This is a genomic window from Pseudomonas sp. MS646, from assembly GCF_036693845.1.
Classification (GTDB): Bacteria; Pseudomonadota; Gammaproteobacteria; order Pseudomonadales; family Pseudomonadaceae; genus Aquipseudomonas; species Aquipseudomonas chlororaphis_E.
In genome coordinates, this window is sequence record NZ_CP144763.1 from 4,283,789 (window position 1) to 4,298,725 (window position 14,937).

Genomic DNA, 14,937 nt, shown 5'->3' on the forward strand with positions numbered 1-14,937 from the left:
GGGGTGCGGAGCAGCCCCAAAACCTACCATTTCTGTACATCCGCTTGATCACGTTCAGCCGCTATGGGGCCGCTTCGCGACCCAACGGGGATAAATCCCCTCGCCACAACATTTGTCCACAACCTTGCTATTTCGGTCGCCAAACTTACCCATCTCCGACATCCCTCTAGGTGCAAATCCTACACAGGGATTACAATCGCTCCCCCGCCTCAATGGCTGATCCGCCCCGCCCATGCCGACCTGTTCCGTACACCCACTGCCCTACCGCGCCAACCCCGCCGAGTACTTCGCGGCCATCCGTCATGCCCCTGGCAGCGTGCTGCTCGACAGCGGCCGGCCGAGTGCTGAACGCGGGCGTTATGATGTGCTCAGCGCCTGGCCACTGGCGCAACTGGCGGTGCTGCCGGACGAGAGTGGTCGCGATTTCCTGCAACGTTTGCGCACCCAACTGACCCGGTTGGGGCATGCTGTCCTGCCGGCCACGGTGCAATTGCCCTTCGCCGGTGGCCTGATCGGCTACCTGAGCTACGACTTCGGCCGACACCTCGAAACCCTGCCGTCCCATGCGAAGGACGACCTGCACCTGCCCGACGCGCGTTTCGGCGTGTACGACTGGGCGCTGGTCAGCGACCATCAGGCCGGCACCAGCCAACTGGTGTTCCACCCCCATTGCGCCGAAGCCGAACGCCAGCGCCTGATTGCACTGTTCAGCCAGGCGGCCCCACGGCCTGTGGACAACTTCAGCCTGGCCGGGCCGATGACACCCGACCTGAGCGCCGACGCCTATCGCCAGGCGCTCGCACAGATCCACGCGTACATCCAGGCCGGCGATTGCTATCAGGTGAATTTTGCCCAGCGCTTTCGCGCACCTTGCCAGGGCGATGCCTGGGCGGCCTACGTGGCACTGCGGGCTGCGTGCCCGACGCCTTTTTCCGGGTTCCAGAGCCTGCCGGAGGGCGGCGCCGTGCTGAGCCTGTCACCCGAACGCTTCGTCAGGGTCAGCCAGGGCCACGTGGAAACCCGGCCGATCAAGGGCACCCGCCCCCGGGGCACGACGCCCGCCGAGGACGCCGCCCACGCCGCCGACCTGCTGGCCAGCCCCAAGGATCGCGCGGAGAACCTGATGATCGTCGACCTGCTGCGCAACGACCTGGGCCGCACCTGCCGCATCGGCACGGTGCAGGTGCCGGAGCTGTTCAGCTTGGAAAGCTACCCGAACGTGCACCATCTGGTCAGCAGCGTGACCGGCGAGCTGGCCGCCGACAAGGATGCCCTGGACCTGATCGCCGGTAGCTTCCCCGGCGGCTCGATCACCGGCGCGCCGAAGATCCGCGCCATGCAGATCATCGATGAACTCGAACCGACCCGACGTGGCCTGTATTGCGGCTCGCTGCTGTACCTGGACGTGCGCGGGGAAATGGACAGTTCCATCGCGATCCGCAGCCTGCTGGTCAAGGATGGGCAGGTGTGCTGCTGGGGCGGCGGCGGGATTGTCGCGGATTCGGACTGGCAGGCGGAGTATCAGGAGTCGATTACCAAGGTAAAGGTGCTGCTCGATACCCTGCAGAACCTTTAGTGACCACACATCTTCTGTGGGAGCGGGCTTGCTCGCGAATGCAGTGTGTCAGTCACCATCATCATTTCTGACACACCGCATTCGCGAGCAAGCCCGCTCCCACAAGGGATTGGGGTTACAGGTTGAGGTTGCGGTTCGAAGCCTTGAGGAATTCCTGCTTCAACTCGGCAAAGCTGTGCACCGCCGGGAACTGCGGGAACTCCCGGATCACATTGTCCGGCGCATGGAACAGGATGCCGGCGTCGGCTTCACCGAGCATTGTGGTGTCGTTGTAGGAATCTCCGGCCGCAATCACTCGGTAGTACAGGCTCTTGAAGGCCAGGACCGACTGCCGCTTGGGATCTTTCTGACGCAGTTGGTAGCCCGTCACTCGCCCGCTGTCATCGGTAATCAAACGATGGCAGAGCAAGGTGGGGAAACCCAACTGACGCATCAGGGGTTGGGAGAATTCATAGAACGTGTCCGAAAGAATCACCACCTGGAAGCGCTCGCGCAGCCAATCGACGAACTCGATGGCACCGTCCAGCGGCTTGAGCGTGGCAATCACTTCCTGGATGTCCGACAGCTTGAGGCCGTGTTCGTCGAGGATGCGCAACCGCTGCTTCATCAGCACGTCGTAGTCGGGAATGTCCCGAGTGGTTGCCCTGAGGGATTCAATCCCGGTTTTTTCGGCGAAGGCGATCCAGATCTCCGGGACCAGCACACCTTCCAGGTCGAGACAGGCGATTTCCACAGGACACTCCCATTTATTGATGTTTATCGGTTGAGGGAACAAAAGGCCTGCCGACTCTAGCCATTCACCGGTGCCGGCGCAACGCACAGGGCGCGCCAGTGCCGACAGCTTTTGTTACCATCAGCCCCCTATAGAGCGCTCAGCGCCACCGACCTGTAGGAAACCGCCCTGATGAGCCCATCGTTTGACGTCGTGGAACTCGCCACGACTTATGCCAACAAGTCCCCGCAGGACATTCTCAAGCTGGCCTTCGCCGAGTTCGGTGACGAGCTGTGGATATCCTTCAGTGGCGCCGAAGACGTGGTGCTGGTGGACATGGCCTGGAAACTGAACAAGAACGTCAAGGTGTTCAGCCTCGACACCGGTCGCCTGCACCCGGAAACCTATCGGTTCATCGACCAGGTGCGCGACCATTACAAGATCGACATCGAGCTGATCTCGCCGGACCACGCCAAGCTTGAACCCTTCGTGAAGGAAAAAGGCCTGTTCAGCTTCTACAAGGACGGTCATGGCGAGTGCTGTGGCATTCGCAAGATCGAGCCGCTGCGCCGCAAACTCACCGGTGTGCGCGCCTGGGCCACCGGCCAGCGCCGCGACCAGAGCCCCGGCACCCGCAGCCAGGTGGCCGTGCTGGAAATCGACACGGCGTTCTCCACCCCGGAGCGCACCCTGTACAAGTTCAACCCGCTCTCGCAAATGACCAGCGAGGAAGTCTGGGGTTACATCCGCATGCTGGAGCTGCCTTATAACAGCCTGCATGAACGCGGCTTCATCAGCATCGGCTGTGAACCCTGCACCCGCCCGGTACTGCCCAACCAGCACGAGCGCGAGGGGCGCTGGTGGTGGGAAGAAGCGACCCAGAAGGAATGCGGGCTGCACGCCGGCAATATCATCAGCAAATCCAAGGCCTGATACCGCACAGACCGACGCCCGCCTCGACCTTGTACACAGAAATGTCACCACAGGTGCCATTTTTGTGTGCACTTTATCCATCAATGCCCTGAAAAGTTACACCTATCTCCCTACCCCGCCTCCCTTCTGCACCCTGCCACGCCCACTAAAAAAATAAATACCTGTTCAAATGGTCAATTTATACCGTCTATTTTTCAGCTACTTATTCAAAATCAATAACCAAAAGAAATGACAGGCGCGTCGTTTAGATCCGCGGCTGGCATAGATCTGGCTTGAGTCGACAAGTGTTTTGTATACAACCCAAATAAAACCTACACACACTTTTAGATCCGCAAGCCTGAAGCGCCCTATCCCGTACAGGCTGCAGATGCCCCATAACCAAGATGCTCGCCGCGCCGCGACGAAGATTGTCGAGCCTTGCGCTCATGCCCAGTCATCGCTGCGCCGAGAATCAGGAGCCTGCCGGAATGCGTACAAGTCTCTCCAATAACATCGCGCTGGATCTGCCCTCCTCCACTACCGCCCATACTGACAAACAGGCGGCCTCCCTGGCCCTGAGCCCCCGGCTGCATAACAAGGACCTGGCCCCGACCAAGGCCGAAGGTCGGCGCTGGGGCCGCTACAGCATCTTTGCCCTGTGGACCAACGACGTTCACAACATCGCCAATTATTCGTTCGCCATCGGCCTCTATGCGCTAGGCCTGGGGGGCTGGCAGATCCTGCTGTCCCTGGGGATCGGGGCGGCGCTGGTGTACGGTTTCATGAATCTGTCCGGGTACATGGGGCAGAAGACCGGGGTGCCGTTTCCGGTCATCAGCCGGATCAGCTTCGGTATCCACGGGGCGCAGATCCCGGCCTTGATCAGGGCGGTCATCGCCATTGCCTGGTTCGGCATCCAGACCTACCTGGCGTCGGTGGTGTTCCGTGTGCTGCTGACCGCGATCCATCCAGGCTTCGCCGAATACGACCAGAATTCGATCCTCGGCCTGTCGAGTCTGGGCTGGGTGTGCTTCGTGGCGATCTGGTTCGTGCAACTGGTGATCCTGGCCTACGGCATGGAAACGGTGCGCCGCTACGAAGGCTTTGCCGGCCCGGTGATCCTGGTCACCGTCGCCGCCCTGGCCGGCTGGATGTACACCCAGGCCGGCGCAACCATCGCCTGGTCGATCCGCGAGCCCCTCACCGGCGGTGAGATGTGGCGCAACATCTTTGCCGGCGGCGCGCTGTGGCTGGCGATCTACGGCACGTTGATCCTCAACTTCTGCGATTTCGCCCGCTCTTCGCCGTGCCGGCGGACCATCGTGGTCGGCAATTTCTGGGGCCTGCCGGTGAACATCCTGGTGTTCGCCGCGATCACCATCCTGCTGTGCGGTGCGCAGTTCCAGATCAACGGCCAGGTCATCGAAAGCCCGACGCAGGTCATCGCCTCGATTCCCAACACGTTTTTCCTGGTGCTCGGTTGCCTGGCGTTCCTGATTGTCACCGTGGCGGTGAACATCATGGCCAACTTCGTCGCCCCGGCGTTCGTGCTCAGCAACCTGGCGCCCAAGTACTTGAACTTCCGCCGTGCCGGGCTGATCAGCGCCGCCATTGCCGTGCTGATCCTGCCGTGGAACCTGTACAACAGCCCACTGGTGATCGTGTATTTCCTGTCGGGCCTGGGCGCCCTGCTCGGCCCGCTGTACGGCGTGATCATGGTCGATTACTGGTTGCTGCGAAAAGGCCGTATCAACGTGCCGCAGCTGTACAGCGAAGACCCGAACGGCGCGTATTTCTACAGCAACGGCGTCAACCTGCGGGCCGTGGCGGCGTTCATTCCGGCGGCGCTGATCGCGATCGTCCTGGCACTGGTGCCCGGCTTCGACAGCGTCTCACCGTTTTCCTGGCTGATCGGCGCGTCGATTGCCGGCCTGCTGTACCTGATCATCGCCAAGCGCCAGCCCTACTACGAAGACGTCAGCGGTGAATCCATCGCTGTGGATAACGTCAGCCATTGATCCATAAGGCGGCCCCAGCGCGGGTCGCCGTCTTTTCTGCGTTAAGGAAACTGCTCATGCGAATTCTTGTGGTCAACGTCAACACCACCGAGTCCATCACCCAGGCCATCGCCCAACAGGCCCAGGCCATGGCGGCGCCGGGCACCGAGATCATCGGGCTGACGCCGCACTTTGGCGCCGACTCGGTCGAAGGCAACTTTGAAAGCTACCTGGCCGCGATCGCGGTGATGGACCGGGTGATGTCCTACGACCAACCGTTCGACGCGGTGATCCAGGCCGGTTACGGCGAGCATGGCCGCGAAGGCTTGCAGGAGTTGCTGAACGTGCCCGTGGTGGACATCACCGACGCCGGCGCCAGCACCGCGATGTTCCTCGGCCATGCCTATTCGGTGGTCACCACCCTGGACCGCACCGTGCCGCTGATCGAGGACCGCCTCAAGCTATCCGGCCTGTTCGACCGCTGCGCCTCGGTGCGGGCCAGCGGCCTCGCGGTGCTGGAACTCGAACAGGATCCGCAACGGGCGGTAGAAGCCATCGTGCAGCAGGCGGAAATGGCCGTCAGCCAGGACAAGGCCGAGGTCATCTGCCTGGGTTGCGGTGGCATGGCCGGGCTCGACGAACAGATCCGCCAGCGCACCGGGGTGCCGGTGGTCGATGGCGTCACCGCCGCCGTGACCATCGCCGAGTCCCTGGTACGACTGGGGCTGTCGACGTCGAAAGTACGCACCTATGCAACACCCCGGCCCAAGACCATCATTGGCTGGCCGGGGCGGTTTGGGCGGTGAGTTCCAGCCTTTAACCGAGTTGAGCTCTTCGCGAGCAAGCCCGCTCCCACAATGTGTCTGTGTCGCACACAAATGCGGTGATCAACACAGTTCGATGTGGGAGCGAGCTTGCTCGCGATAGGCGCACGTCGGCCTGAAGCCAGGCTCAAACCGCGCTGAACCGCGCCGCCAACCCCTGCTGCGCGAACTGTTCGATGATGAAGTCCACGAACGCCCGGGTCTTGCCCGGCAGCAACTTGTGCTCGGCGTAGTAAATGGAAATGTTGCCATCGTCGACGTACCAGTCCGGCAGCACCCGCAGCAACGCGCCGGAATCAAGGTAAGGCACTGCAACCGGCATGCTCACCAGACCGATGCCCAATCCTTGGGCCGCGGCGGCGCAGTCGGCTTCCGAGTCGCTCATGGTCATGCGCGCCTTGAGCACGAGCGGGCTGTGCTGCCCGCTGCGATGGGTCAGTTGCCAGGAACGGACGCGCCCGGTCTGCGGTGAACGGATCAGGATGCCCTGATGGTGCGCCAGATCGTCCGGCTCGATCACCGCGGCATGGTCCTGCAGATAATCCCTGGAAGCCACCAGCATTCGATGCGCCACCGCCAGCTTGCGCGCCACCACCCCTTGGGGCAGCTCGAAACCACCGCCGATGGCCGCATCGAAGCCCTGGCCGATCAAGTCCACTTGCCGATTATCGAAATGCCAATCGGGATTGATCGCCGGGTAGCGCCGTAGAAAACTGCCCAGCAACGGCACCACGTACAAACGGCCGAACGCCGTACCCATGCTCACCTTCAGCGTACCCGCCGGTTGTCCGCCCGCACTGGCGAGGTTGGCGACGGCGTTCTGGATGGTGTGCAGGCTGCCGCTCACTTCGCTCAGGAACAACTGGCCGGCTTCCGTCAGGGTCAGTCGACGAGTGCTACGCTGGAACAGCCGCACGCCCAGCCGCGCTTCAAGCTTGGCCACGCTCTTGCCCACCGCCGCCGGGGTCAGGCTCAAGCGGCGGGCTGCTTCGGCGAAGCTGCCGACCTCGGCGCTGCGGACGAAGCATTCGATACTACTAAATGTTTCCATGGGCGCCATTCCAAACTTTTGGTTTACACAGACTATAGCAAGGGCGGTCTACACAACCCACGACGCGATGTCGATACTCCTCCCATCACCGCGGCATCTCGCCCCGGCACCTTTTGGAGAACACCATGAACACGCAAGCACTGAACGGTAAAGTGGCCCTGGTCCAGGGCGGTTCCCGCGGCATCGGCGCCGCCATCGTCAAACGCCTGGCCGCCGAGGGCGCCGCCGTGGCGTTCACCTACGTCAGCTCGGCCGCCAAGGCTGAAGAGCTGCAGCACAGCATCACCGCAGCGGGCGGCAAGGCCCTGGCCATCAAGGCCGACAGCGCCGACGCCGAGGCCATCCGCAATGCCGTCGCGGCCACCGCCGAGGCCTTCGGCGGGCTGGACATCCTGGTCAATAACGCCGGCGTCCTGGCCATGGGACCGGTGGAAGAATTCAACCTCGAGGATTTCGACCGGACCCTGGCCATCAACGTGCGCAGCGTGTTCGTCGCCACGCAAGCGGCCGCCCGCCACATGAGCGAGGGTGGCCGGGTGATCAACATCGGCAGCACCAACGCCGATCGCATGCCCTTTGCCGGCGGCGCCGCCTACGCCATGAGCAAATCCGCCCTGGTGGGCCTGACCAAAGGCCTGGCACGCGACCTCGGGCCTCGTGGTATCACGGTCAACAACGTGCAGCCCGGCCCGGTGGACACCGACATGAACCCGGCCGACAGCGACTTCGCCTCCAGCCTGCTGTCGCTGATGGCGATCGGGCGCTACGGCAACGTGGATGAAATCGCCAGCTTCGTGGCCTATCTGGCGGGCCCGGAAGCGGCCTATATCACCGGGGCCAGCCTGACCATCGACGGCGGCTTCGGGGCTTGATCGAGGCACGCAAAAACGCCGGCCAGGGTTCTCGACCCTGACCGGCGTTCTGCTGTCTCGCGCTGTCCCGTCAGGCCCATTCCAGCTCGGGCAAACCGCAAAGGCCTGGCTGGAACATCTTCAACGAGCGAATGATCCCGTCGGCATGGGCGTATTTTTCATCCGCCATGGCCGGGTCCGGGATCGCGATGGCGGTCATGCCGGCCGCCTTCGCAGCCGTCACGCCAAATGGAGAATCCTCGAACACCAGGCAATCCGCCGGGGCGACGCCCAGGCGACGGGCCGCGACGAGGAAAATATCGGGGGCCGGTTTCGCGGCGCCCACTTCCGGGTCGTCCGCCGTGACAATGAAGTCGAACAACGCGAACCAGTCCCGGTGCAGGGTGGTTTTCAAGGCGAAGGTGTGCCGAGAAGAGCTGGTGCCCACCGCGATGGGCACGCCGCTGGCCTTCAGGTGCCGCACCAGTTCCTCGGCCCCCGGCATTGCCAGGGCATGGGGGAAACGCTCGCGCATCAGCGGCTCGCGAATCACCAGGAACTCTTCGGGGGTGATCGGCAACTCCAGGGCCTGGACCACATAGCGGGCCAGGTCGCCGGCGCCGCGGCCGATGATGTTCTGCTTGACGCTCCAGTCGAACGTACGCCCGTAGCGCTCGGCGATGATGGACGTGACCTCGGTGTAGATACCCTCGGTGTCCAGCAACAACCCGTCCATGTCGAAAATCACAGCCTTGATCGGGCCAAACTCTTTCAGCGGTGCATTCATCGCATCTGATCCGTTATCAACACAACATTCCAGGGATGGCTCAGGTGCGGCCAGGGAAGGTATTCGCCTTAAAGGATTCAGCAGCATAACGAGGGGGGCTTGGAGCAGGCAACGGGTAATCGACGATACCGCCCCTGGGAGCTGGCTCCTACGGGCGGCCTCGCAGTTGAAGGGCGTTAACGGTTACTGGCCGGAACCGCCCGAGCCACCGCCCGAGCCGCCACCGCTGCCCCCGCTGTCGCTGGTGCCCGTGCCGCCACTGGTGCTGGCGCCGGCCGAATCACCGCCCATGGTGCTGCTGCCGCTGGTCGAACCGCCGCCGGTGCCAGGGCTGGTGCTGCTGCCACTGGCGTCGCCGCCATTGCCGCCGCTCACGGAGCCCGGTGGCAAGGCATTGCCGTTGGCGTCGGCATTCATCTGGGTGGAAGGTGGCATGCCACCCTTGTCCACGGGCGGGTTGTCGCTTGAGGACTGGGCGAAAACGCTCAGGGAGCTGGCCGAAAGAATCCCGGCGAGTGTCAGCGCTGTGAGATTGGACTTCATCATGGTGAGTCTCCTTTTCGAGGTACTTACCTGATGTGTGGCAAGGGCAGCACGCTGATGGTGCCGCCGGATCGACAGGCGGTGGACCGGGCTGATCAGCCCAGCCCGGCCTCGCCGTCATCATCGTCCTCGGGAGGCGCCTGTTCTGCCGCGGCGTCATCATCGGGCGGAAGCTGGTCGCGACTCAGCGGATTGGTGGGTGATGGCAGCGGGTATTCCGGGGTTTCGTCATCGGGCGCGGGCGAATCGGCAGTCATGACAGCCTCCAGAGGCGGATCGAACCCGCCTCAATCGTAGGACTCATCCTCAAGCTCGGCGTCTTCGTCGTCGATCAGCGGGACCTGGGCGTCGTCCATCAGCGAACCGGGGTCTTCATTGCCCGGGTCATTGACGAAAGGAAGACCCGACGGGCCTTTTTCTTCCTTGCCTTCGGTTTCCGGGGTCATGGCACACCTCGCAATTGTTGATGGATGTAACAATTCGAGGCGAGAGAACGCTAAACGTTCCGGATGATTTCAGGTGCTCAGATGCAAAACAGTGGGGCCAAGCGGCGCTTTCTCTCGTGCTTCTTGCCGCTGGGAAGGCCGTCGTTTTATGACAGGCAAAAAAAAGCCCGCTGGGGAAACGGGCAGGTACTGCTTTCTAACGGATGAGTTCAGCCTACGTGCCCGCTTGTGAAAGAAACGTGAAAGAAACACTCCGTTGAAAAAAGATGAAAAATATTTTCGGCAACTCAACAAAAAGCCCCGTTCGATAACGTAATACCCTTCACTTAAGGTAAGGACGTCACCGGCCCGTGGCGAGGGAGCTTGCTCCCGCTGCGCTGCGCAGCAGCCCCAAAAGCTTGGGACCGCTGCGCGCTCGCAGCGGGAGCAAGCTCCCTCGCCACGACAAGTGATAAACCTCAAGTGAACAGCATTACCGTTCGATAACGGGGCTGCGCGATTACTTCTTGACCGGAATCCTGGGCAGGAACTTGGCTTTTTCGCCTCGCTGCACCTTCGACACCTTGGTTCTGATGGACTTGATCGGTTCATCGCCAAAGTCCGACCGATAGGCCGACTGACCACACTGCAGCCCTTCGTTGATCGGATACACGGCTGCATTGTCCTCGCTGTACGCTGCTCCCATTGCCATTCCCCTTTCATCGAGGCCCATACCGGCAACAACCATTGCCTGGAAAATATCGGCCCTACGCGCTTCAGACTAGTCGGTCAGCAACAGACTGACAGTCCGATAACGCCCTTCACCGACGAATGGAACTCACTGTTTCAGAAAGGAAACGGTCATTCGGAGCCCAGCAGGGTCCGATGTAAAATCCGCGAAACCTGATCGGCCGAGTAGGGTTTGGGCAAGAACTCGAAGCCTTCATGCCCCTTCAGCGCCAGCTCTTCGCTGTAGCCGGACGTCAGGACCACCGGCAAGTCCGGACGGCGCGCGCGCAGCTCCTTGGCCAAGGTGATCCCGCTGATGCCCGGCATGACCACGTCCGAAAAGATCGCATCGAAGGCCATCGCATCCGGCCCCACCATTTCCAGCGCCTGCTCGGCGTTGGTAGCCCAGGCCGTTTCATAACCCAGGTCCTGGAGGATCTGGTTGGCAAAACGCCCCACTTCGAGGTTGTCTTCCACGACCAGCACGCGCCGAGTGCCTTTTTCCAGCACCAACTGGGTGACCTCTTCCCGGCCAGGCTCTTGAACGTCCTCGGCCTCCACTTCCGGCAGGTACAAGGTAAACACCGTGCCGCCGCCGACGACGGTGGAGACATCGACGTTACCACCGGACTGCTTGGCGAAACCGAACACCTGGGACAACCCCAACCCGGTGCCCTTGCCCACTTCCTTGGTGGTGAAGAACGGCTCGAAGATGTGTTCGAGCACGTGCGTCGCGATGCCGGTGCCGGTGTCCGCCAGGGCGATGGCGGCAAACGCTTGCCGGGCCCCGGCGTGGCCGCGGATGGGGGGCATGCCGTTGCCGCAATGAAGCCTGAGACACAGCGTGCCCTGCCCGTCCATGGCGTCCCGGGCATTGAGCGCCATGTTGATCAGGGCCGTTTCGAACTGGCTCAGGTCGGCGCGAATGTAGCAAGGACGCCCGCACAGCTCGACCTTGACCTGAATTCGCGCGCCGGTGACGGTTTCCAGCATGTCACCCAGGCTCTGCACCTGCTTGCCCACCTCGAAGACTTCCGGCTTCAGCGGCTGGCGCCGGGCAAACGCGAGCAACTGGCTGGTCAGTTTCGCGGCGCGCTCCACCGTCTCGGAGACCGCGGTCATGTACCGTTGCCGACGCTCTTCGGACAGGTTGGGCATGCGCAGGAAATCGACCGAAGAGCGAATGATCGTCAGCAGGTTGTTGAAGTCGTGGGCCACGCCGCCGGTGAGCTGACCAATGGCCTCGAGCTTCTGGGACTGGCGCAGCGCCGCCTCGGTCTGTTTCAGCCGTGTGGTGCGCTCTTCGACCCGCTGTTCCAGCGTTGCATTGAGCTCAGCCAGTGCGGCCAGGCCTTCACGCACCGCGGCGTCCGCCCGAGAGCGCTCGATGTGGGCCCAGGATCGCTCGGTGACTTCCATCAACAGCGCCAGGTCGTTGGAGGACCAGACGCGCGGGTTGTTATCGTGGATCGCCATGAGCGCCGTCAAACGCCCGTTCTTGATCAACGGGACGCAGATGGTCGCGGCAATGCCAATCGCCTGGAAGGTCGCCGCTTCTTCCGGTGCCAGCTCCACCTGGTTGTCGTTGATCACCAACGGCTTGCCGGCGCGCAGGTTGCCGACCGCCAGCCGACCGAAATCGGCCAGGCGATAATGTCCCAGAATATGCGGCGATCCCGCACGGGCCCAGTCACCGCGGATCGTGAAACCGTCCTCGTCCTCGTCCACGTCGGCATAGGCGCAGTTGGACAGGTTCAGGTGCGCCGCCAGGATGCGCGTGGTGGTGGCCATGATGACCTGCGGGTCGGTGGCATTGGCCACCGCGTTACCAATGGCATCCAGCACGGCCAGGCGCTGGGTCATGAACACCGTGGAGGTGGTCTCGGTGACGGTGTCGACCATGCCCACGACCTTGCCGAACTGGTCGCGAATAGGGCTGTAGCAGAAGGTGAAGTAGGCCTGTTCCGGGCCGCCCCCGCGCTCGATGACCAGGGGAAAGTTCTCGATGTAGGTGGCCTGCCCCTCGAAGGCGGCCCGCACAATGGGGCTGATATCGCTCCAGACTTCCCGCCACACCTCATCGAACCCCCGCCCCAAGGCCTCGGGCTTGTTTCCCAGGATGGGCAGGAAGGCATCGTTGTACAGCGTGATCAGGTCTGGGCCCCAGATAATGGCCTGGGGAAAATGCGAGGCAAGGCTCAGCGCAACGGTCGTCTTCAACACATCGGGCCACTGTTTCGGTGGTCCGAGCGACGTGTTGTCCCAATCATGGCGGCGCACCCGTTCGGCCATCTCTCCGTAGCTCTGCAGCCAATCTGTCATTGCGTTCGATCCTTGCGTACTGCAATTGCCATCAGGGAGCGCTTGAGACTCCATACCGGCCCGTATTATCCCGTGCCGGGTTCGAATGCGCGATTGTATTGTGGAATACAACGCGCCACCCTTCGCGATTCCTGGGTGAAACGGCGCACAAACCTACAGCCAAGTCCTACACGTTCAGTGGAAACATTCTGCCCAATGAACCCAGGGAGCAAACCTGCCGTCCCATCAGCCGTCCGTGCAACGTCTTATTTCGCAACAGAAAAAGACAGGTGTTGATACGATGGCACCTTTCGCAGATCCCGGAGATCCAACCCCTATTGGCCCCTGTTCCTGCGCGCTACCTGGACGTAGCTTCCCTATCAGTGCCGCAGCCCGGCAAACGGAGTGATGAAGTTGGAAGCAGTGCAACTGGCCGCCACGGATGAGCGGCACAAGACACCTCGACGCGATGAGTGTGATGTGGTCATCGTCAATTACAACGCGGGAAAACTGTTGGTTGAGTGTGTCGATTCGGTCTTAGCCGCGGGTGCAGCCCGGGTCATCGTGGTGGACAACGACTCCCGCGACGACAGCCTGGCCAGGCTGCAAAGCGCCCACGGCAGCGGCCGCTCGCTCCAGATCGTGAAGAACACCGCCAACCTCGGCTTCGCCGTCGCGTGCAACCAGGGTGCACGCCTGACGACGGCACCCAATGTGTTTTTCCTGAACCCGGACACGGTGCTGGCCGTCGACGCCATAGACCGCCTGCTGCTGGCGCTGCACAGCTCACCGGGGATCGGGATGGTTGGCGGCTTTCTGTGTAATCCGGACGGCAGTGAACAACCCGGTGGCCGTCGGGTATTCCCCACCCCACGACGGGCGTTCATGCGGGCCTTCGGGCTCTCACGTATGGCCACAATCTTTCCCTCGGCCTGTTCCGACTTCCTGCTCCATAAAGAGCCGCTACCGGCCGCCCCCGTCGTCGTCGAAGCCATCTCCGGCGCGTGCATGCTGGTCAGGCGCGAGGCCATCGAGAGCGTCGGGCCATGGGATGAGCAGTACTTCCTGCATTGCGAGGACCTGGACTGGTGCATGCGTTTTCGCCAGGCCGGCTGGAACGTCCTGTTCGTACCGGATGCCCGGGTCATGCATGTGTTCGGCGGCTGCAGCCGGCATCGTCCGTATTTCGTCGAGTGGCACAAGCACCAGGGCATCCTGCGGTTCTATGGCAAGTTTTTTCGCCAGAAGTACTCGGCGTTTCTGTGGGTCAGCGTGGTCGTTGGCGTCTGGTTCCGATTTGGCCTGATGGTCTGCCGTCACGCTGTCAGCCGACTGGTGAAGGCCTTGAAACGACTGGCAGGCGCCTGAAGTTGCGCGTCGGCCTATTGGGAGCTTCCAGCGTATGGGGTGAGCGTGCCGTGGCGCTGCTGGGCCACGCGGGTCATGCCGTGACCCCCTTTACCCGAGCGCTGCCCAACACACCGCTGCCTGGCGCCGGCTGGCGACACACCGATGACTGGCAAGGGCTGGTGCTGGATGCATGCCTGTCCTTTGCGCCCCTCTGGGTTCTGCCGGACTATCTGCAGCGCCTGGCCGACACACAGCTCAAGCGCATCGTTGTCTTGTCCTCCACGAGCCGCTTCGCCAAGGCGATGTCACCGGATCCCAGGGAAAGGGACATAGCACAACGTCTGGTCGATGCCGAAACGCACCTTGAACGATGGGCAACGGCACGAGGGATCGAGTGGGTCGTTCTGCGACCGACGCTGGTCTATGGGCTGGGCCGTGACAAGAGCGTTGCGCAAGTGGCGCGGTTCATCCAGCGCTTCGGCTGCTTCCCGCTCGTCGGTGGCAGTGTCGGGTTGCGCCAGCCGGTGCACGGCGACGACGTGGTCCAGGCGTGCCTGGCCGCGATGAGTATCGACGACCTGCCCAGTGGCGGCTACAACCTCTCGGGAGGCGAAACGCTGCCCTACCACGCCATGGTCAGCCGGATCTTCCAGGCCCTGGAGCGCCCGGAACGCACCCTGCCCCTGCCCGCCCCGGCGTTGGGCATGGCGGTTTCGCTGATGCGCTGCCTGCCGCGTTACCGGCACCTTTCAAGCGCGCTGGTGCAGCGCATGAACCAGGACCTGGTGTTTGACCACTCGCTCGCTCGTGATCGACTGGGCTTTTCACCCAGGCCGTTCCACTTGACCCACAAGGACCTGCCCGGGCGCTGACGCCATT

General features: G+C 62.5%; 15 protein-coding genes. 7 read left to right on the forward strand and 8 right to left on the reverse strand.

All coding sequences use genetic code 11. The annotated features are described in order from the left end of the window. Positions 1-232 precede the first annotated feature (232 nt). Positions 233-1,576 carry an aminodeoxychorismate synthase component I gene (gene pabB, locus V3H56_RS18645; protein WP_047736386.1) on the forward strand — a complete coding sequence of 448 codons (1,344 nt, stop codon included), beginning with the start codon at positions 233-235 and terminating at the stop codon, positions 1,574-1,576. A gap of 115 nt (positions 1,577-1,691) precedes the next feature. Here the strand turns inward: pabB and thrH are convergent, their stop codons facing one another. Continuing rightward, the gene (thrH, locus tag V3H56_RS18650; RefSeq protein ID WP_042732465.1) at positions 1,692-2,309 is read right to left on the reverse strand and encodes a bifunctional phosphoserine phosphatase/homoserine phosphotransferase ThrH; all 618 of its coding nucleotides are present in this window, start codon (positions 2,307-2,309) and stop codon (positions 1,692-1,694) included. A gap of 171 nt (positions 2,310-2,480) precedes the next feature. Here thrH and V3H56_RS18655 point away from each other — a divergent pair, with 171 nt between their 5' ends. The 3 genes from V3H56_RS18655 (at position 2,481) to V3H56_RS18665 (ending at position 6,003) form a co-directional block, all read left to right on the forward strand. Next, positions 2,481-3,221: a phosphoadenylyl-sulfate reductase gene (locus V3H56_RS18655; RefSeq protein ID WP_042732464.1), complete on the forward strand. Its 741-nt coding sequence runs from the start codon at positions 2,481-2,483 to the stop codon at positions 3,219-3,221. Between the two features lie 467 nt (positions 3,222-3,688). Beyond that, on the forward strand, positions 3,689-5,218 hold the full coding sequence (locus tag V3H56_RS18660) for an NCS1 family nucleobase:cation symporter-1 (RefSeq protein WP_042732463.1): 1,530 nt from the start codon (positions 3,689-3,691) through the stop codon (positions 5,216-5,218). 56 nt (positions 5,219-5,274) lie between these two features. Continuing rightward, positions 5,275-6,003 carry an aspartate/glutamate racemase family protein gene (locus V3H56_RS18665; protein ID WP_123578308.1) on the forward strand — a complete coding sequence of 243 codons (729 nt, stop codon included), beginning with the start codon at positions 5,275-5,277 and terminating at the stop codon, positions 6,001-6,003. Between the two features lie 145 nt (positions 6,004-6,148). Here V3H56_RS18665 and V3H56_RS18670 read toward each other — a convergent pair whose 3' ends face one another. Next, positions 6,149-7,072 (reverse strand): LysR family transcriptional regulator, encoded by a 924-nt coding sequence (locus V3H56_RS18670; RefSeq protein WP_338473739.1) that lies wholly within the window; start codon positions 7,070-7,072, stop codon positions 6,149-6,151. A gap of 125 nt (positions 7,073-7,197) precedes the next feature. Here V3H56_RS18670 and V3H56_RS18675 point away from each other — a divergent pair, with 125 nt between their 5' ends. After that, positions 7,198-7,944 carry a 3-oxoacyl-ACP reductase family protein gene (locus V3H56_RS18675; protein ID WP_042729284.1) on the forward strand — a complete coding sequence of 249 codons (747 nt, stop codon included), beginning with the start codon at positions 7,198-7,200 and terminating at the stop codon, positions 7,942-7,944. A 70-nt stretch (positions 7,945-8,014) separates the two neighbouring features. On the opposite strand, the gene V3H56_RS18680 is transcribed toward V3H56_RS18675, so the two are convergent. From V3H56_RS18680 to V3H56_RS18705, 6 genes are all read right to left on the reverse strand, one after another. Continuing rightward, complete coding sequence (locus V3H56_RS18680; protein ID WP_042729285.1) at positions 8,015-8,710, reverse strand: HAD-IA family hydrolase; 696 nt, start codon at positions 8,708-8,710, stop codon at positions 8,015-8,017. Positions 8,711-8,893: 183 nt separating this feature from the next. Beyond that, a complete protein-coding gene (locus V3H56_RS18685; RefSeq protein ID WP_042729286.1) occupies positions 8,894-9,256 on the reverse strand; it encodes a hypothetical protein in 363 nt (120 codons plus the stop codon). A 92-nt stretch (positions 9,257-9,348) separates the two neighbouring features. Beyond that, positions 9,349-9,510: a hypothetical protein gene (locus V3H56_RS18690; RefSeq protein ID WP_202595567.1), complete on the reverse strand. Its 162-nt coding sequence runs from the start codon at positions 9,508-9,510 to the stop codon at positions 9,349-9,351. A gap of 30 nt (positions 9,511-9,540) precedes the next feature. After that, the gene (locus V3H56_RS18695) at positions 9,541-9,699 is read right to left on the reverse strand and encodes a hypothetical protein (RefSeq protein ID WP_172679709.1); all 159 of its coding nucleotides are present in this window, start codon (positions 9,697-9,699) and stop codon (positions 9,541-9,543) included. A gap of 499 nt (positions 9,700-10,198) precedes the next feature. Then, positions 10,199-10,411: a hypothetical protein gene (locus tag V3H56_RS18700; RefSeq protein ID WP_234407979.1), complete on the reverse strand. Its 213-nt coding sequence runs from the start codon at positions 10,409-10,411 to the stop codon at positions 10,199-10,201. Positions 10,412-10,539: 128 nt separating this feature from the next. Next, complete coding sequence (locus V3H56_RS18705; RefSeq protein ID WP_212802860.1) at positions 10,540-12,729, reverse strand: response regulator; 2,190 nt, start codon at positions 12,727-12,729, stop codon at positions 10,540-10,542. Positions 12,730-13,116: 387 nt separating this feature from the next. Between V3H56_RS18705 and V3H56_RS18710 the strand changes: the two genes are divergently transcribed. Together V3H56_RS18710 and V3H56_RS18715 are read left to right on the forward strand one after the other, a co-directional pair. Further along, positions 13,117-14,076 (forward strand): glycosyltransferase family 2 protein, encoded by a 960-nt coding sequence (locus V3H56_RS18710; RefSeq protein WP_338473740.1) that lies wholly within the window; start codon positions 13,117-13,119, stop codon positions 14,074-14,076. A gap of 2 nt (positions 14,077-14,078) precedes the next feature. Then, complete coding sequence (locus tag V3H56_RS18715; protein WP_042729291.1) at positions 14,079-14,930, forward strand: NAD(P)-dependent oxidoreductase; 852 nt, start codon at positions 14,079-14,081, stop codon at positions 14,928-14,930. Positions 14,931-14,937: the final 7 nt, after the last annotated feature.

Coding starts and splice junctions, on each gene's coding strand:
- pabB (WP_047736386.1), top strand. CDS start 233: ATGCCGACCTGTTCCGTACACCCACTGCCCTACCGCGCCAACCCCGCC.
- V3H56_RS18655 (WP_042732464.1), top strand. CDS start 2,481: ATGAGCCCATCGTTTGACGTCGTGGAACTCGCCACGACTTATGCCAAC.
- V3H56_RS18660 (WP_042732463.1), top strand. CDS start 3,689: ATGCGTACAAGTCTCTCCAATAACATCGCGCTGGATCTGCCCTCCTCC.
- V3H56_RS18665 (WP_123578308.1), top strand. CDS start 5,275: ATGCGAATTCTTGTGGTCAACGTCAACACCACCGAGTCCATCACCCAG.
- V3H56_RS18670 (WP_338473739.1), bottom strand. CDS start 7,072: ATGGAAACATTTAGTAGTATCGAATGCTTCGTCCGCAGCGCCGAGGTC.
- V3H56_RS18675 (WP_042729284.1), top strand. CDS start 7,198: ATGAACACGCAAGCACTGAACGGTAAAGTGGCCCTGGTCCAGGGCGGT.
- V3H56_RS18680 (WP_042729285.1), bottom strand. CDS start 8,710: ATGAATGCACCGCTGAAAGAGTTTGGCCCGATCAAGGCTGTGATTTTC.
- V3H56_RS18685 (WP_042729286.1), bottom strand. CDS start 9,256: ATGATGAAGTCCAATCTCACAGCGCTGACACTCGCCGGGATTCTTTCG.
- V3H56_RS18690 (WP_202595567.1), bottom strand. CDS start 9,510: ATGACTGCCGATTCGCCCGCGCCCGATGACGAAACCCCGGAATACCCG.
- V3H56_RS18695 (WP_172679709.1), bottom strand. CDS start 9,699: ATGACCCCGGAAACCGAAGGCAAGGAAGAAAAAGGCCCGTCGGGTCTT.
- V3H56_RS18700 (WP_234407979.1), bottom strand. CDS start 10,411: ATGGGCCTCGATGAAAGGGGAATGGCAATGGGAGCAGCGTACAGCGAG.
- V3H56_RS18705 (WP_212802860.1), bottom strand. CDS start 12,729: ATGACAGATTGGCTGCAGAGCTACGGAGAGATGGCCGAACGGGTGCGC.
- V3H56_RS18710 (WP_338473740.1), top strand. CDS start 13,117: ATGAAGTTGGAAGCAGTGCAACTGGCCGCCACGGATGAGCGGCACAAG.